Annotated in this window: 19 protein-coding genes; 11 read left to right on the plus strand and 8 right to left on the minus strand. The window is 58.6% G+C overall.

Going from position 1 to position 15,638, the window contains the following annotated elements; genetic code table 11:
• The first annotated feature begins 209 nt into the window (after positions 1-209).
• From IEW81_RS11745 to IEW81_RS11755, 3 genes are all read left to right on the plus strand, one after another.
• Positions 210-410, plus strand: a complete 201-nt coding sequence (locus tag IEW81_RS11745) for a helix-turn-helix transcriptional regulator (RefSeq protein WP_218840036.1) — start codon at positions 210-212, stop codon at positions 408-410.
• Positions 410-1,612 (plus strand): tyrosine-type recombinase/integrase, encoded by a 1,203-nt coding sequence (locus IEW81_RS11750; RefSeq protein WP_097061159.1) that lies wholly within the window; start codon positions 410-412, stop codon positions 1,610-1,612. Before IEW81_RS11745 ends, IEW81_RS11750 begins: the two co-directional genes overlap by 1 nt.
• Before the next feature lie 70 nt (positions 1,613-1,682).
• Complete coding sequence (locus IEW81_RS11755; protein WP_218840035.1) at positions 1,683-2,603, plus strand: HIRAN domain-containing protein; 921 nt, start codon at positions 1,683-1,685, stop codon at positions 2,601-2,603.
• Positions 2,604-2,920: 317 nt separating this feature from the next.
• Here the strand turns inward: IEW81_RS11755 and IEW81_RS11760 are convergent, their stop codons facing one another.
• Entirely contained in the window at positions 2,921-3,115 is a 195-nt protein-coding gene (locus tag IEW81_RS11760; protein ID WP_097061469.1) for a hypothetical protein, read from the minus strand.
• A gap of 873 nt (positions 3,116-3,988) precedes the next feature.
• On the opposite strand from IEW81_RS11760, the gene IEW81_RS11765 reads away from it, so the two are divergent.
• From IEW81_RS11765 to IEW81_RS11775, 3 genes are all read left to right on the plus strand, one after another.
• Positions 3,989-4,513, plus strand: a complete 525-nt coding sequence (locus IEW81_RS11765) for a hypothetical protein (RefSeq protein WP_097061156.1) — start codon at positions 3,989-3,991, stop codon at positions 4,511-4,513.
• Positions 4,514-4,615: 102 nt separating this feature from the next.
• Positions 4,616-4,999 carry a hypothetical protein gene (locus IEW81_RS11770; protein ID WP_143544698.1) on the plus strand — a complete coding sequence of 128 codons (384 nt, stop codon included), beginning with the start codon at positions 4,616-4,618 and terminating at the stop codon, positions 4,997-4,999.
• A 37-nt stretch (positions 5,000-5,036) separates the two neighbouring features.
• On the plus strand, positions 5,037-5,354 hold the full coding sequence (locus tag IEW81_RS11775) for a hypothetical protein (RefSeq protein ID WP_097061154.1): 318 nt from the start codon (positions 5,037-5,039) through the stop codon (positions 5,352-5,354).
• A 34-nt stretch (positions 5,355-5,388) separates the two neighbouring features.
• Here IEW81_RS11775 and IEW81_RS11780 read toward each other — a convergent pair whose 3' ends face one another.
• Complete coding sequence (locus tag IEW81_RS11780; RefSeq protein WP_179691874.1) at positions 5,389-6,324, minus strand: site-specific integrase; 936 nt, start codon at positions 6,322-6,324, stop codon at positions 5,389-5,391.
• Between the two features lie 758 nt (positions 6,325-7,082).
• On the opposite strand from IEW81_RS11780, the gene IEW81_RS14785 reads away from it, so the two are divergent.
• The 4 genes from IEW81_RS14785 (at position 7,083) to IEW81_RS14820 (ending at position 9,022) form a co-directional block, all read left to right on the plus strand.
• Positions 7,083-7,481 (plus strand): Helicase associated domain protein, encoded by a 399-nt coding sequence (locus tag IEW81_RS14785; protein WP_143544696.1) that lies wholly within the window; start codon positions 7,083-7,085, stop codon positions 7,479-7,481.
• 45 nt (positions 7,482-7,526) lie between these two features.
• Positions 7,527-7,682 carry a hypothetical protein gene (locus tag IEW81_RS11790; protein ID WP_179691873.1) on the plus strand — a complete coding sequence of 52 codons (156 nt, stop codon included), beginning with the start codon at positions 7,527-7,529 and terminating at the stop codon, positions 7,680-7,682.
• 74 nt (positions 7,683-7,756) lie between these two features.
• On the plus strand, positions 7,757-8,026 hold the full coding sequence (locus tag IEW81_RS11795) for a hypothetical protein (protein WP_218840033.1): 270 nt from the start codon (positions 7,757-7,759) through the stop codon (positions 8,024-8,026).
• A gap of 327 nt (positions 8,027-8,353) precedes the next feature.
• On the plus strand, positions 8,354-9,022 hold the full coding sequence (locus IEW81_RS14820) for a Helicase associated domain protein (protein ID WP_505952475.1): 669 nt from the start codon (positions 8,354-8,356) through the stop codon (positions 9,020-9,022).
• 122 nt (positions 9,023-9,144) lie between these two features.
• Here the strand turns inward: IEW81_RS14820 and IEW81_RS11800 are convergent, their stop codons facing one another.
• Both IEW81_RS11800 and IEW81_RS11805 read right to left on the minus strand, forming a co-directional pair.
• On the minus strand, positions 9,145-10,398 hold the full coding sequence (locus IEW81_RS11800) for a type II toxin-antitoxin system HipA family toxin (RefSeq protein ID WP_097061151.1): 1,254 nt from the start codon (positions 10,396-10,398) through the stop codon (positions 9,145-9,147).
• Positions 10,398-10,712, minus strand: a complete 315-nt coding sequence (locus IEW81_RS11805; protein WP_097061150.1) for a helix-turn-helix domain-containing protein — start codon at positions 10,710-10,712, stop codon at positions 10,398-10,400. Before IEW81_RS11805 ends, IEW81_RS11800 begins: the two co-directional genes overlap by 1 nt.
• 402 nt (positions 10,713-11,114) lie before the next feature.
• Here IEW81_RS11805 and IEW81_RS11810 point away from each other — a divergent pair, with 402 nt between their 5' ends.
• Complete coding sequence (locus tag IEW81_RS11810) at positions 11,115-11,900, plus strand: hypothetical protein (protein ID WP_097061149.1); 786 nt, start codon at positions 11,115-11,117, stop codon at positions 11,898-11,900.
• A 261-nt stretch (positions 11,901-12,161) separates the two neighbouring features.
• Here the strand turns inward: IEW81_RS11810 and IEW81_RS11815 are convergent, their stop codons facing one another.
• The 4 genes from IEW81_RS11815 to IEW81_RS11830 all read right to left on the minus strand — a co-directional run.
• Positions 12,162-13,139, minus strand: a complete 978-nt coding sequence (locus IEW81_RS11815) for a hypothetical protein (protein WP_143544695.1) — start codon at positions 13,137-13,139, stop codon at positions 12,162-12,164.
• A 928-nt stretch (positions 13,140-14,067) separates the two neighbouring features.
• Positions 14,068-14,364, minus strand: a complete 297-nt coding sequence (locus IEW81_RS11820) for a helix-turn-helix domain-containing protein (protein WP_143544694.1) — start codon at positions 14,362-14,364, stop codon at positions 14,068-14,070.
• Between the two features lie 116 nt (positions 14,365-14,480).
• Positions 14,481-14,741 (minus strand): hypothetical protein, encoded by a 261-nt coding sequence (locus tag IEW81_RS11825; RefSeq protein ID WP_143544693.1) that lies wholly within the window; start codon positions 14,739-14,741, stop codon positions 14,481-14,483.
• 279 nt (positions 14,742-15,020) lie between these two features.
• Positions 15,021-15,638, minus strand: a 618-nt coding sequence (locus tag IEW81_RS11830) for a hypothetical protein (RefSeq protein ID WP_188732723.1), incomplete at its 5' end; no start/stop codon positions are given.

The raw sequence follows: 15,638 nt of genomic DNA on the forward strand, positions 1-15,638 counted from the left end.
CAGTCTCCCTATCTCACGCCAAAGTTCGCTGAACCTAAAACCGTGATGAGACGCGATCCTCAGGTGGTCGTGTCATGGAGAATCGGGGCATTCTCGAGTTCTGACTACCGAAGTGACGACAACCCACTAGATCCGCTTCGGTCGACCTCTTGATAAGAATGTCCCCGATTCCGGAGAGATTCCGAGTTCTGCCGCGCACATACCCTTTCGTGAACATCTCAACCCTCCACGCGCCACTTGAGCGCCTCTTCTCCGTAGACACCCTCGCCGACTACCTGGGCGTCAGCCCTAAAACCCTTTATGACTGGCGTCTGAAGCGCACCGGTCCGCCGGCTATCAAGGTCGGGAATCAGCTTCGTTGGCGCCCTGCCGCTGTCGAGGCCTGGCTCGACGCTCGGGCTCAGCGCTGATGGGCCGCCAGGCGCACGCCGTTGGCACCTATGGCAAGGTCACGACCGCCAAGGAGGGCAGCAAGTATGTGGCCAAGACCCGCCTGCGCGACTTAGATGGAGTTACCCGCCCCATCGAGGCCTCCGGCTCCAGTATCTCTGGCGCTGAGAATGCGCTGCGCGAGCGAATCGCGGAGCGCATCATCCCCGTCGGGGACGCTGCTCTGACGGGGGAGACGAAGCTCAGGGATCTCGCTACTTTCTGGCTTGACGAGGTTCGGGCAGAGCGGCGCCTGAATCAGACGACGGTAGAACTGTACGAGAGGGACACGAAGAACCTCGTTCTTCCGCTGCTCGGTGAGTTCCGGCTCCGTGAGCTCACGGTCGGCAGGGTGGATTCGGCGTTGAAGAGGTTGTCCCGCGATGGGATTTCCAAGGGCAAGCATGGCCGGGTGGTCCTGTCCCTGATGATGGGGTTGGCGACCAGACATGATGCGGTGTTATCCAACCCCGTTCGTGACGCTGGTCGGCTCCCTAAGTCGGATCTGACTCCGCGGGCTCTCACCGTCGATGAACTGCATGCTCTTCGCACCGCGATCGCTGAATGGCGGACGGGGGAGTCTGTTCTTGGTCCGCGCCCGGATGGGCAGCTTGCGACCATCATCGAGGTGCTCCTCGGGACATCGATGCGCATCGGTGAGGTACTGGCCTTGAGGGTCTGCGATGTCGATGTGACGACAACCCCTGCGGTAGTCGTCATCGCCGGGACGTTGGTGAACACCAAGAAGGATGGGCTCTTTCGTCAGGATCATCCAAAGAAAGCACGCCAGTCTCGTATGGTCGCCATCCCTGAGTTTGCTGCGGAGGCGTTGAGGCGACAGTTGGCATCGATGGGGGAGATGGCGCCCACGACATTGCTGTTTCGATCCCGGGAGGGCACAGCGTTGTGGCCGAATAATGTCAGGCGGCAGTGGAGGACTGTGCGTGATGGCTCCCCTCACCTCCGGGGGTTGGATCTGTCGTTGGTGACACCACACACCTTCCGCAGAACTGTTGCCACGACGCTTGCTCGCGGTTCCGGTTCTGCGCTCGCGGCCGAGATGCTCGGCCATGCGAGCGAGGAAGTGACAAAGCTGCACTACATCGAACATCACCCGATGGTGAATCCGCTGACGGCGTCGGTGCTGGAGAGTCTAGCGCCGAGGAGGGCAGAGGAGTTCTAGACCGGGCGGACTCCAAGTTTGAACCAAGTGATTCGCGTTGGGAGATCGGCGCTTTTGGGTCTGGAGGCCGTTGCTGAAGGAAAAACCTAGATACGTTCATCGTCTAGATTCAATTCATCAAGGAGGCATTGTGGCAGGATTCCTGACCCGCTTGTTGGGCGGCGCAGAACCATCGGCCGGCCCCCAGCGCGAAGTCACGATCGGTGCGGGCTGGTCCGACATCGAGGTGGAGGGCGAGGCATATCGTCGGGCCGAGGTCTCCCGAGTCTTTATGGGCATCGGTCTCCCGGAAGGGGGCGTAACGATGCAGCAAGCTCATCTTGTGCCAGAACCCGGAAATCAATACGACCGCAACGCTGTGAAAGTTGTGATTCGCGGTGAACACGTTGGTTACGTTCCGGCGGACTATGCCGCGCGAGTGGCTGCTGCCTGTCGAGGACTCGGTCGGGGTGCAGTCGCTGTTGCCCCCGCCAGGGTCTGGGCTCGCGTAGATGATGGTACCTGGAGGGTTCGCGTCACCATCGCCTTCCAGGGCACATCAGAGGACGAGCAGGATTACGCGGGGCAGCGCCGGGAGATCGAAGCACGAGAGGCTCAGAAGGCCGCCGCAAGTGCCCAGAAAGTTTCTGATCGCCAGGCCCGCGATGCCGTCAAGGCCGCGCGTCGTGAGGCCGGCACGGTGAGAGGTGAGTATTGGGCCAACTGGAAACCATCAATTGCGGAGTTGAAGCGTCAACAGCGGCTCGAGGAGGCGCGTGACTTCCTTGTCGAGTGCCGGGCGGCGGCAAGTCGTGAAGCCGCATTGATAGATGTCCCTGCGGATCCGTGGCTAACTGAACAGCTTGCCGCTGTGACGCGGCGGTTGGGCGATCGCGTTGGTGAGCTTGCCATCCTTGAGGCATATGTCAGTGAGTGTGGCAATAGAGACGTTCCCGATTCGGTCGTAGCAAAACTTGCCAAAGCGAGGTTCGCGAACGGTGGGCGCGCTTGATGTAGGCGAGCGCTCAGCCTCGCGATTAGAGCACCGCTCGAAATATTCCACAGTTGATCTCTGTCACTCTCGGTTGAATGAATTCAAGAACGTTGACCTAAGACGAGGTCAACGGCATCAACGCTGCGCCGGCGGTTGCACAAAGGCGATCCCATCGCGAAGACCTTTGAAGCCAGTCGACGGTGTTCGACGGTTGCGGGTGGTCGGAGAGCTCCTCTGGGCCGGCCGCTGCCGACGTACCTGATACCGGCCACGGTCGAGCCGTAGGTGTAGACACTAAGGGCGCCAGAACCATGTCCGAAATTAACGCAACCTCGTCAACTCACTTCGCCGTTCGCCGTCGCTTCGATCCAATCGATCTCTTCGTCAGCCAACGGGGTCCCCGGCGTCGCGCACCCGCCAGCCGCGTTGATCGCGGCAGCCACGTCGGCGATCACCTCGTCGCCGTTGTTAGTCACGAGCCACTTACGCGAGTCGAGTCCCAGTACCGGCCACCACTCATCGATCGTCATGCCTGAGTTTCGCACGAGCCTGAACAATCGACACCGAGAATCGACGGGAAGCATCACGTCCAAGACCTCGACACCATCACAGAGCCCTCTAGTCAGCTCCATGACTGAAGGGTCGAGACAGCGCAGTCGACTTTAAGGGGTGAGACATGCGCGAACTATGATTTCGGTTTCGTCGGGTTAGGAGCATAATTGCCGCATGGAACTGGTGGTCGAATTTGCCGCAGCGAGCTTGGCAGTGCTCATCGTAGGCTCGATTGCGCTGGTGGTGAGAGTGCGCCGCAGACAGCCTCAAGTGCGCGACGAGACAGTCCGCGCTGGCGTCTCTGACCCGCAAGACCAGTTCACAGCGGCCAGCCGAGCAACTGGCGTGAACGCCTGGATGCGACCCAGCGGCGGAGGGTTCTAAACCTCAGCTACCTCGCCGCGACCTCGGTGAAGCTAAAGAACCCCCGGACTCGAACGTTTCATCTACGGCTGAAACTGGAGTGGGCGGGGGACCTCGCTTACCGTCTTGCGCGACATCATTTATTCGGGTTGAGGGCGATCCCGGAGATCCGCATACCTAGCACTTGCTCGGGAACAGGGGCCGCTTCAGAATTAGTGATGAGCTGGCCCGTTCCAGTTCGTTGTGCTCTTCGAGAAACCGGAACTCGAGCGTCTCGTGAGCGCTTTCCTTTATGCGAGATAGTGCATTGGGAAGAAACAAGGGCCCGACCACCAATAGGTATGGTGTGCCCGTCGGGTCCAACCTGGGACCCTCGGATCAAAGTCTCTACTGGCAAGGCAGCAGGGGTTTAGTGGGCCTCACGTTAGAGGCCTCTGCCGCGCACAGACCTTCTGACACCACATCGCGCGGTGTCAGAAAGCGATCTGATGCCGAAACTCACTGCCCTGCACGAGCGGTATGCCGAACTGCAACGCAGGACAACCCGACTGAGCTCGGAAGAGAAACTGTCGCTGCTGTACTTCGCGATCGAGGAAGAGCAACAGGCCGCGATTAGGACGGCATCGAGCCGGCCGCTCCGTGCCATCTCCTGGATCCGGGCGGTTCTCGCAGTCGATGCTTTCGTCCAGGAGAATCGCCGAATCCCGGTACGCAACTCCCGGGCAGCCCGGATGGCCTCAAACTCAGTCGAGCAGGCACTTGCGGATTGGCTGCGGTATCAGCGCCGGCCCCGCACCAGGGATCTGCACTGCGAGTACCAGCGGCTCAGGTTGGAAAGTATCGAGGGGTTCGACTGGAGCCCATTGGACTCGGCGCGAGAACTGAAGGCCGCGGAGTTTCAGGCGTTCGTTGACTTCATGGGGAGGCGTCCCCGGCATCGAAGCTCTGACCCGCGTGAGAGATCTCTTGCTGCGTTTTCTGCCCGCCAAACGCAGGCTCACCGCCGCGAGTGAGCTCCCGAAGGAAAAGACGCGCTCCCGGGTGCTTCAAAGGTGAGGAACGAGGATCGTACATAAAACGTAGGTTTCCGATTCGACGATGAACCGGAGACGATGATGAACGACACAGCCCCCGAACAGCCCAGCCCCGAAGACAATGCAGATGAACTCGTGCAGATCACGATGTTGGTCACAATGCGAGTAACCGATGTCGAGAAAGCCCGCCAAGCAGCAATCGAATCAGTCGAGAATAGAAACGAGCTCGACGACGAGGAAAAAAGTATCCGGCTCGAAGATTTCGCCATAACGAAGCTCGATGCCATAGCTTTCGAACTCTTCGCGGACATCCAGCAAGAGCCAGAAGTGCCGTACTTCAAGGTGAAGTCGATGACCATGTTTGTGGACACGGACGGAATGGAGCGGTTTATGCAGCCCGCAGGGGCACACGCGCGGAGCCAGGCCTCGGGATGCTTTAAAGGTGAGGAATACCGATCGTCTTGAATGCGTAGGGTCTCGATTCCACCAGGAATTGGAGACGATGTTGAACGAGACAGCCCCGGAATCTTTAGACGAAGCAGATGACGCAGCTCAACTGGTGCAAATCACGTGGGTGATCCGCATGCGAGTTACCAACGTCGACGCCGCACGCCGAGAAGCAATTGACGCGGTTATGAATACTGGCGGGCTAGACGACGATGAAAGGGTGGAGTGGCTCGAAGACGTCCTAAACCACATCGATGTCATCGCCTTCGAACTTTTTGACGCGATCACTCAGCAAGAACCGCAGTTACCGTATTTCGAGGCTGAGGGATCGAGCATGTGGGTGGATTTGGTGGAATCGAAAAGGGCGAGATAGTTCGGGAGCCTTTCGAGCAGCCGGAGCGATTGGATCATTTCCGTGTGGGTGTGCCTCCAGCGTTGACCTTATTACTGGTGAGGTCCATAAGCTTTGCAGCCTTGGCGCGGCCATCCGACACACTAGGTTCCGTGTGTCTTAGCTTCGACTTGCGTCGAGCTTTTGGCTTCTTCGAAGCATGCGGCTCTCGAGCGACCTGACGGTCTTTCGTATCGGCACTTCGTTTCCCACTAATGGTCACTCGTCGTCCGGCGTTGAGCGAGAGAACGATATGGCTGCGGTAGTACTGCATGACCATCATTGGGCTCTTGTGTCCTGTCTGCCTCATCACTTCCTCGACCGTCGCACCATTGTCGAGAGCCGTGGTCACAAAACCCGCGCGTAAGGAGTGTGTCCCATACTCGCTTGCGGGATATCCCAACGGCACGGAATACCGCTGTACCGCCCGGTTCACGTCGGCTACAGGAATCCCCTTTTTTTTGATCTTGTTGTGTATCAGGCTGGGAAATACTGGAGCGTCAGGGGATAACGCCTGAAACTTCAAGGCCTTCTTGCAGAGATGTTTAGTTGCTCTCGCCGGATCAAACTTTTGTAGGAGCTTGTCGAGATCTGTGCGTTCTAAGGCGTAGGCATCTGAAAGAACCATCCACCGTGCCAGTGCGCACGGCGCGCAATAGCGCGGAGCGTCGGACCGAAAAACGCCGCCAACACGTCCGACTCCTATCTGATCGGTCTTTGATCGAGGGAGCGTAATTACAACTCCATCGATTCCGAAGTCGATATCGCGCCTCTCGAAGCCGGAAATCTCCCCGCGACGGTATCCTCCACTGAATCCCACAAGAACTATCGCGGCATCCCGAAAGATTTTCAGTGAAGCACGTCCGGCAGTGAAATTCATCGAATTCAGGACGCGGACGATGTCGTCGACTGTAAATGCTTTTCGCTTCTTCCCCGGAGGATTGGTGTGCATAGCGTTCCTGAGTGCGCTAGTGACGCACCGGGACCGACCTGGAACACGATAGATATTCAGCGCGTGATAGTGATCTATCGCAGACACGAAGCGGGTGAGAGTGTTGTACGCGTATGGGGCACTTTTCCCGCGCGGGCATTGGGTCGATTTGCCGCGGATATATTCCGCCACGATTGTCGGAGTGGCAGGCATTGATTCGACACCATTTTCGGCGCACCATCTCGAGAACGATCCGAAATCGTATGCGTATCCCCTACGAGTGATGGGACTTTTGCGTGCCGCAACAGCTTGGGCTTCTCTCAGCTCCTCAGACCGGGGGCGAGGTTCATCATCCCACCCGTCGAATGAAGATCCAACATCTTGCATAGTCATGTTCTGTCCTCTCGCAGATCAGCTTGCGGAAAGACTTCCCGACAAACCGACATAGAACGAATAGCGCGTTGGACAGCACCCGCGTGGGCGGCTGACATCGCGTTTCAAACTGGGCGAACGTTGCCGCGGACCATTCGACAACATTGACCGCGCAATAAAGGCGGTTGAGTACACTTTTGCCGCACTCATGGTGGGCATGAGTGCGGCATCTCCGGGGTTTGTAACCTTCCGCTCTTTTCCGCCGTATTTCCAGACTGTTGGTCGACAAAATTTGCGCGTATTTTGGGAACCACGCCCAAGCACCTTTGCGTGCACGGTGAGGAACAAGAACACACCCACCTCCCTAGATTTCTCGGGTGCGAGGATCGAGCCAAGTCGAGCGTTGGATGGCGAACTTCGAGGCACTGGCTCAGTTCGTTTCTACGAACTTTCGTTTTCCTGCCAGCTCGCAATGGCCGTCAACACACGATGAGCTGCGACTGGCGGGGTGGCTTCGGGAGCAACGCCGCCATCAACTGCGCCTCGCACCCGAGAGGGTGACCCTTCTCGAGTCCCTGAATAACTTCGAATGGCGCCCACACGACGACGCCTGGGATCGCCAACTCCAACGATGGATCGACTTCGTCAACGAGCACCAGCGTGAGCCGATGTACGCAGCTCCAGACATAGCCGAAACGAGAATCGCAGCGTGGGCGATTCGCCAGCGATACCTCCGCCGGCTTCGTCGTCTTCCTAAGCATCGTCTCGATCGACTGGCCGAGACTCCAAGCTGGCATTGGCTGTGAGATGCCACTGATGCGCGCTGATTCGCTTGGTCATATGCTCGCCACATGACGAACGATCCGGAGAAGGAGCAGGACGCCGACTTCGATTTCGCCCCCGGGGATCTTCCGGACTCCGATCCCGATGTCGTGCAGGGCATGAAGGCCCTCGCGGAGCTTCGCAAGCTAGAGGAACGTCGGAGGACGACGTTTAGAATCATCTAGCGTGGCCGGACGCTCTCACAGGGAGCACAGTCATCGGTTCAAACAAACGCTACGCCGCACAGATCGACGCGCGCATGAGTGTCCGCGTTGACGAGATGACGATGCGCGGGGTCCCGCAGACCCTCACCGACCGTGAGCTGGAACTCGAGGTTCAGCCTCTGACCCGAACGCCGGTCCCCGTGCGGGCACGGGCGTGGGTTCGCTACGCCAGCGGTGCGATTAAACTCGACGTCGACATTGTTGCTTGGACTCCCCGGGCGGTGGCGGTCAGATGGAAGACACCGGCGGGGGAGGAGCACCGGGCGTGGGTATGGGCATCGGCGGTGGAGCGGGGAGACTCGTAGCCTGCCATAACTCGCATGCCAGTTCTGCTGAGAGTGCCGCTCGGGATCAATTTCGTTGGCGCCCGCATCGTAAGCAACCTCATTCGATTCACCGGCTCTGTGTGTGTTTACGACTTTCGGTGAGCATCAGGTCGGCCCGAACCGATGAGTCGTCCCAGCGTGCAACCGAGGCAACTTAGCCAAGGAACTCCTGTGGAGACAGCTTAGGAAGGCTGATCCGCTTCCCCGGGAACAGAAATGCCAAGGTTCAGGGCATCAGCCGACAGCAGTCGATCAGAATGCGGCGTCAATTCGAGCGATCCTTTCGTTCGCTAGTAACGTCACGTCGTGGTTGCACAGAACTGGCAGGACATGATGAGCGATTTGGAACTTTTTGCGTCGGCGACTGGAGAGTTACCGACCAATAACCCTGGGCTCACTCCTGACCAGGTGGTTCCACGAATTGCGAGGCTAGCCAATTTTCTTCACGGCCAAAGGAATAATCGCGCAAATTTGACCGATCATCAGGTGTCTAGGTTGGAAGCTCTCCCAACCTTTAGTTGGACACCGCTCGCAGATGCTTGGGCTGCGAATGTTTCTGATTTTGGTGCTTTCTTTGAAGCGGAGGAGCGAAGGCCCTCTAGCCATTCGAAAGAACCCAGAGAGCGACAATTAGGACAGTGGGGCATTGAGCAAAGGCGCCTGATAAGGGGCGTTTCGGGCCGGAATCGGCCAACAGCCGAGCGGATATCTCAGTTGGAGGCCATTGCTGGTTGGGACACGTCGGAACCTCGACCCCGGCCGCGGCCCAACGTTGAACGGTTGACGGATTTTGTATCTACTCACGGTCGTGATCCGAGACAGAAGCAGATTAGGAAAGCAGTTAGTGCCATGGAGCGAGAGGAACATTATCTCGCGATGTGGCTCTCGAAGCAGAGGACGTTAGCGAAGCGAGGTCAGCTCGACCCCGACTCTCGCGCTCAGATCGAGCTTGCGCTGGGACGTGAACTTGTTTAGCATCCCATGGTCTACGGTCACCTATGGGATGAACTTCAACCAACCTCAATCTCAGGCATGCGCATCAGGCTGCCCCTACATGTCCGATTAGACAGGTGCCGGCGCATTCGAGATGTCTGCTATCACTTGTCCCAGAAGATGGCGGGGTTGAGGATCGATTTTTCCCAGAGTGCGTCGCGTTCGCGCGCCGTGAGTTGAGCCTTGTCTGCTGCGTCTCGCCATTGAGTCTGCACGATCTCCACCTGATGATCAACGATGGCCTGAGCCTCCGGTTCAGATAGCTGGAAGACCGCGGCTGCGCTGATGCAGACTGCGAGCAGGGACCTGTTGTCTCCGTCGGCTGTGATGGCCATCGGGTGGGAGGCGACGGAGTCTCGCCGGCCGTGGGATGGTGTGATGTCGTATGCCGGAGTGAGGGTAAGTGCTGTTCCGTCCCAGAATGCTGCGGTGTTTCGGGCGTGATCGTCAGTGTTTCGGATGATGACGTTGAATACGATCCGCTCGAAGAGCTCTCGCAGCGTCGCTTTGGAATCGGTGAAGGACGATCGTATCTTGTCTGCCAGGGCGGGGTAGCTGGTCGCGCTCCGGGCAGTGTCGGGATTCACCCCGAGGACGGTGAGTGCTGAGACCTGCATGCGCCGGGTTCCGTCGCCGGGCCTGTCGAAGCGTTCCACTAAGAGAACATCGCGTCCGGCTGTGTGAAGGAGTTCTGTCCCCGCGGTTCGGATGCCGACTCGGCGGGCGAGGTCCATCGCGAGGGCTTCGTATTTGACCATGGGGTACTGGTCGGTCGAGCTAGGGAACTTCGCTATGAGGCTCTTCCGCTCATTCACTAATGCTGCTTTTGGCCGTGCTCCGCCGACTGAGCTGGCGAGGAAGAGCGCATCCGCCAACCCGGGAGATATCACCTCTCCCCGTTCAATGAGTTCTGCGGCGTCCATCAGTTCACCCACCGTTGGCTGGTGGTCAGAGCCGCGCTCGATGTATTCGGTGGCCGAGGGCTGGAAGTCGAGAGCTCCGATCCGATTGGATCCGGAACGAAGCATATAAGTGAGCAGGTCGAGCTCCGCGGGTTCGGACTGACTCGTATGCGAACTCAGGACCTGTTCGTTGACAACTCGACGACCCCAGCTATCTGGTGTCGCATCGAGGAGGACCCCCGCGATGTCCAACCCAGGAGTCGGTAACTGTTCGCCGGAGGATAGCGGCAGTTCTGTGAAGAGAGGCAGAGCATCCGGATTGGCAAGGTAGGAGCGTCCATAAATGAACGAGTAGCTGGCCTGGCGGGCAGAGGATGGATGTTGTTGGACTCGCCCCGCAACCACTGGCTCGGTCTTATTGGGCAGCCAGATCCACACATACGCGTGATCGGCCATTAGAAGTCATCATCCACTGGTGCAAGCGAATTCCTCACGGATGAGGGCGTCAAGGCGAGGCGCTGGTCGAGGCGGACGTCGTCTACGTCAGGGAACAGACGGATGCCCAGAATTGTCGCGAGCTCGAAAACTGAACCGATCTCTGAACTCGCGGAGCCACGCTCAATCTTCGACAGTGTGGGAAGCGAGATCCCGGCTCTCCCGGCGAGGTCGACTTGGGTCCGTCTCTGTCGTCGTCGCTCAGCAGCGATCAGCTTTCCCAATACGGAGAGTGCCCGATGCGTCTCGGGGGAGTAGTGCCGCTCTCGCTTCATAAAAGAAAAGCATACTTTGTTCAAATACTTCTATACAAAGTAAAGTTGTTTTTGGGGATACTCTCGCGGGCAAGCAAAGCGTTGCCCGAGTGGCGGCCTTCCGGTCACATCGGGCGCCGTAACCAACGTTTTCGTGTGTGATGGCCTCTCGCAGTTTCTACACAGACATTGCGTCGCGCAGGCGCGGACCTCCTGTCAAGCGTCGAGAAGCCAACGCGCTTGCACGCGGCGCTGTCTCGGTGAGGAACTAATCGACAGGTACCCGAATAGCGTCGTAACGCAATGAAGTGACGTACATGGGACGGCGGGTGTCTTGACGTTCAGTGGTCAAGCATCCGGCTGGGCAACGAGCGGGAGATGCGTCACTCAAAAAGTTGACCAAATGGGCAGACGGAGAATCAGATGTCGACGAAAGTAACCGCCATGCCAGGGGAAGTATGGGCCTACCGGGCCAGCAAGCTGTCTGAGCTGATGCCCAAGCTGGTCATCGAAATCGAGCGGGGAACTCGTCGCAAAGCGCTGATCACATCGCCAGATGATCTGGGCGCGGGGGAGTGGGTTCCGCTCCTTCGCTTGAAAGTAGTCTGGAGCGAAGTGGAGCAATTCCTGCGCAATGAAGCCTCGTGGGAGAACATCTCCACCGTCGATCTTCGTGAGCGACCAGCGGAACACGCGCTGATGACCGCTTTCAACATCCTTATCGACGCGAGGATCGCCGAGCCGACATTTCGGGAAGACGGCATAACGATTATTCATGACGTCGCAGCCCTGGCTGCTTTCCTCGATCTGCCCGCTGAAGCATTACTGACCGACGGCTCAAGTTTCTGCGACGGTCCGGACTTGGTCGTGCCCTGGCCGATCACTCTTCTCATCGTCACAAGCGCTTGCCGCAGATACCCGGGCGAGATTCTTGCCGAGTGTGATGTGTGGGAGGCCAAACGTGGGCGAACATCCCGGTACGGCAGCATGTTTACACAGAGCGACCAGATCGCGATCGACAAGGAAATCGCGCCGTCCTACGAGCTCCTCAGAGCGTGGGCATCGCGCGATGCATCGAGGGACCGAGGTCGGTCAGAGGAACGCTTGACGGAATTGAGTGAGCGACTGGCTGAACTCACTCGGTCTGTAGAGGCACTGGTGGAGCTGGCCTCGGAAAGACCGTCACCGTTGGGATCCGATGCGGGTTAGCTCATCGATACCTGGCCGCGCAGCAGAAGTCGCGCTTCTTGCGGGCCCGTCCGGTCAGAAGTTGGAGAAATGAAGTCGGGGACTGCCGTAGCTTTTGGTTTCCTGAATTCAACCCTCAGCAGTCCATAGACCCGGGAGCTTGGATAAGCTCCCGGGCTGTCTAGGCCGAACGGTCAGTAATTGACCACAACTTGTCAGTTCGGCTGGACGCAGTCTTTCTAGGAGCCCATCTTTTCTCCACCTCGCGCAGCCCGCAGAATCCTAGAGTGAGAGGCTCTCGGCGACGGCGGTTGCCACCAACTTTGGCTCGACGCCGTGCGCCCACTGTGCGACGAGTGCGATTCGGTTGTGTCGGACATGGATGATGGCGTGAGGAACGTGCAGTGCCTCGAGTTCGACGCTGACAAGCGCACCGTACTCGGCTTCGGTGAGGGTGCGGTTCCCTCCGAGTTCGGGGACGGGGTTGATGAGGGTTGGCGTGATGTCCGCGTTGGCAGGACCCCACAGCGCATTCAGGACTGCGGTGGCACGGCTGAGCTTCCACCAGCGCGCCTCACTGTGGCTATCTAGGTCGAGCTCGTAGACGCCTTTGTGGGTGCTGTCCGGTTCGACGTTCTGGGTTTCGTCGAAGAAATCTCCTTGGACGAACGTGACCCACCCGCACATGCGCGCGACGTCGGGAAGTGCTGCGATGGTGTCGGGTTGTTCGCTGTCGATCACCAGGAGCATGGAGAACTCTTCTTCGTCCCAGCAGTACGAGGCGCCTTGTTCTTCGAGAATCATCCGCATCTCCCCGCGGGCCGCGTTTCCGTGACATCCCCTGCCGTGTGTGACGTCGCTTCTTTTTGCGGTGATGTAGGCATCGAGGAGAACGCTGCCATCTTCCTGAATGTTGTCCTTATGGCAGGTCAAGGCCAACTCGAAAGCGTCGGACCAGTTCTCATCCTCGTCCCAAGGAAGCTCAGAGGCCATGCACCGTCCATCGTGTGAGGTCATGAAGTCGTACTCCTCGCGGAGGCTGATGGCCAGGTCAGCTACCGGGACGTCTCGCGTCAAAGCCTCCTCGATCTCGGCGAGAAAGTGAGTGATGAAGATGCCTTCAGCGCTTGGGTTCTTCGGGTCGAGAGCCTTGGCGAGGCTGTCCAGGTAGGCCGTCTCTCTGCTGGCCGGGATGAAGTTATGCTCTTGCGATTTCATGGTGGTGTCCTTTGGGTACAGGCCTCTCGATACGGAGGCCATACACTCTCTATGCGAAAGCCGTGAAGCCGGTTGGGGTCGAGGAGGGACCGGGCGAAACTCGCGGCTATGTGCCATCGGCGGCAGACCCCCGCCAGGGAGCTGCGCCCATAGATTCCTGCCCCGAGGGAGCATCGCGGCGGCTGCTACAAGTAGAGCGAAAAAGCTGGACGTCGAGGGCCCGGGGAGTGGATTTCTCTGAAGTGGTGGACGTGTCGGTGGGACGAGCTGGATGACTTCCGGCAGGCAGAAGCCCGGTGGGTGACCGTCCGGCAGCTTTGGAGCTTGGAGGATCAGTCAGCAGATTTTGCTCGCAACGTTGTCTTCGGCCGCTGATCGACAAGCGGCTAGCCGAGCCGACCTGAGAGGCCGTTGGCATCACGCTGATCCGCAGTATCCATGGCGTTGCGGATTTTGTCGGACTTCCGGCCGACGCTCTCCCTGCAGACGATGCGAGCTTCCTCGATGGATCAACTCTGGTTGTCCCCTGGCGGATCACCCTCCTGATCGCCAAAGCCGCATGCACCCGTTGCCCCTCGGAGATCCTTGCCGAATACAACCTGCGGGATGCCACACTCCGACCGCAAAACATCCCCGGAAATCGCCATCCTCAGATATCCGCAGTTGATGCCGGAACCGCGATCTCCTAAGACCTCCTTCGCGCCTGGTGCATGACCGAGCGACAGGTACCAGCCGGTCCTGGCGGGTGCTGACGGAACTCGCGGAAATGTTGGGAGAGCTGCGATCGAGGGCGGTCGCGATCTACGAGTGGGCGCCGCTGTTTGGGCAGAATGAAGACGCTCAGAGCGGGCCGTCTGCGAAGTCAGTTCCCGAAGAAGATCATCTAGTATCCGAACCCTCCGAAGTCCCATGCAACGCAGCGGGCGGCTTCAAGGGACACCCCGCACGACGTGTCGGAGGGTCAAGCGGATCAGGTCGCGTTGACTTCTGTAGTTCCGTCATGGACGGGCCAGAGCGACACACCCATCCCGAGCTCCAGCTTTGCAATCGTCTCTAGCTCCGGCCAGGACCTGCCATCAAGAATCGAAAAGATCGTGGTGTGATCGACCCCGCAACGAGAGGCCGCTTCACGAAGACTTACACCCTGAAGCTCCGCCCGCAGATTCATACCGAATCTGCGCGCAACCTCTGCGACAGCATCCTCGGTCGGGGTCTCTGGCCAGCCCGGCACACGCTCCCGAGGAGAGAGGTTCTTTGGTCGGGGCATGGTGAGAGCGTAAAAGACACCGGCCGACGGCCTCGGAGTAAAAAGCCAGAGATTCCGAAGCCCGTCACGATTCGGGGTGATGGGGCTTCCCAGCAACACCCATTTCCGCCTGATCTTCACATCAAAATAGGTAACCGAACCATGGGGCACGTCAGAGTCAACCAAACCGACAGCAGACCCGTCTGTGTGGCGGCGCCCATTGCAAGGCGAACTGTCGCGGCATCGAGGGGCTGTTCGCTCATCCAGTTGTTCAAAAGCCACTGAGGAACAATGATGATCGCGACGGCGACGGCGATGACAACGAATACGACTGTCCCCGCCAAAATCACTTCGGGTCGCAGGAGCTTTCCGCGTCTAGGCGAGTCGTCGTCTCTCATGCCTAAAGGGTAGGGGTTGGCAGTGCTCTATTAACTGGTGAAGATCGGTTGTGATCGAGTCGGCCAGTTCTTCACCAAGGGCTCGATCTCTTTGGTAGATGGCGATCCGAGGCATGCTGGAGTCGTGATCGACAGCAGACCCGAACGTTCGCAAGAGCTGCACGCCTCGGACGGCTTACACGCGAGTATTTCCGGTGTTGCCAATTCATCGGGGCCCCCAGCGCTGCCGCATTGGCTCGAATGCTGGTGCACGCTTATCGCATGTGATTTGCGAATGTGTCAGCGTACGTCGGCGACCGCCGGCAGCCATTCAACGAGCGCTGGAGTGTTCACGATTACGGGTGTCCACGGAAACGCGATCGGAATAGGTGGCACAGTTGGAGTGGCGCACTTGTAGTAGGCCCACGGTGTTGCGTTGAACGCATTCTGACCGCGGAGTTCGATCTGACCCGCCATCTGATCGTAAGCGAAAGACATTCCCTCGTTTCCAATTCCGTCTACAAGAACCCCGCCTAGCGAAGAAATATCGGAGGCTACTCCGGGCAGTCCGAATTTCCCGAACCAGGTATTCCAGACATTCACTTGCGAATCGAAGGGCGGCGCGCACGGAAGATTCGAATAAAGGTAGCCCGTTCCTGCATCGGCAGACCCTGCGGCAGCCACATCGATTGCCATCTGAGTATTCACGAATTTGCTGTTCAGCACCGTAACCTCGGTGAACTCGCCGACAAACAAACCGACATCAGCATTGTTGAACACCACATAGTCGAATCGCGAAGATTTTCCACCGGTGACGCTCACGCGCGAGTATGAACTGTTCGTCGGGGTCGGGGTGGTGGTGTTGCCGTCGCCGTTGGTATCGCCGCCCACGCTGTCATCGCGCGTATCGGTGAAGAT

It is taken from the genome of Salinibacterium xinjiangense, from assembly GCF_014645015.1.
GTDB lineage: Bacteria > Actinomycetota > Actinomycetes > Actinomycetales > Microbacteriaceae > Rhodoglobus > Rhodoglobus xinjiangensis.

Excerpts from the sequence above, each read along its gene's own strand:
- IEW81_RS11750 (WP_097061159.1), top strand. The coding sequence starts at position 410 with ATGGGCCGCCAGGCGCACGCCGTTGGCACCTATGGCAAGGTCACGACC.
- IEW81_RS11760 (WP_097061469.1), bottom strand. The coding sequence starts at position 3,115 with ATGACGATCGATGAGTGGTGGCCGGTACTGGGACTCGACTCGCGTAAG.
- IEW81_RS11765 (WP_097061156.1), top strand. The coding sequence starts at position 3,989 with ATGCCGAAACTCACTGCCCTGCACGAGCGGTATGCCGAACTGCAACGC.
- IEW81_RS11770 (WP_143544698.1), top strand. The coding sequence starts at position 4,616 with ATGAACGACACAGCCCCCGAACAGCCCAGCCCCGAAGACAATGCAGAT.
- IEW81_RS11775 (WP_097061154.1), top strand. The coding sequence starts at position 5,037 with ATGTTGAACGAGACAGCCCCGGAATCTTTAGACGAAGCAGATGACGCA.
- IEW81_RS11780 (WP_179691874.1), bottom strand. The coding sequence starts at position 6,324 with ATGCACACCAATCCTCCGGGGAAGAAGCGAAAAGCATTTACAGTCGAC.
- IEW81_RS14785 (WP_143544696.1), top strand. The coding sequence starts at position 7,083 with ATGGCGAACTTCGAGGCACTGGCTCAGTTCGTTTCTACGAACTTTCGT.
- IEW81_RS11790 (WP_179691873.1), top strand. The coding sequence starts at position 7,527 with ATGACGAACGATCCGGAGAAGGAGCAGGACGCCGACTTCGATTTCGCC.
- IEW81_RS11795 (WP_218840033.1), top strand. The coding sequence starts at position 7,757 with ATGAGTGTCCGCGTTGACGAGATGACGATGCGCGGGGTCCCGCAGACC.
- IEW81_RS11800 (WP_097061151.1), bottom strand. The coding sequence starts at position 10,398 with ATGGCCGATCACGCGTATGTGTGGATCTGGCTGCCCAATAAGACCGAG.
- IEW81_RS11805 (WP_097061150.1), bottom strand. The coding sequence starts at position 10,712 with ATGAAGCGAGAGCGGCACTACTCCCCCGAGACGCATCGGGCACTCTCC.
- IEW81_RS11810 (WP_097061149.1), top strand. The coding sequence starts at position 11,115 with ATGTCGACGAAAGTAACCGCCATGCCAGGGGAAGTATGGGCCTACCGG.
- IEW81_RS11815 (WP_143544695.1), bottom strand. The coding sequence starts at position 13,139 with ATGGCCTCCGTATCGAGAGGCCTGTACCCAAAGGACACCACCATGAAA.
- IEW81_RS11820 (WP_143544694.1), bottom strand. The coding sequence starts at position 14,364 with ATGCCCCGACCAAAGAACCTCTCTCCTCGGGAGCGTGTGCCGGGCTGG.
- IEW81_RS11825 (WP_143544693.1), bottom strand. The coding sequence starts at position 14,741 with ATGAGAGACGACGACTCGCCTAGACGCGGAAAGCTCCTGCGACCCGAA.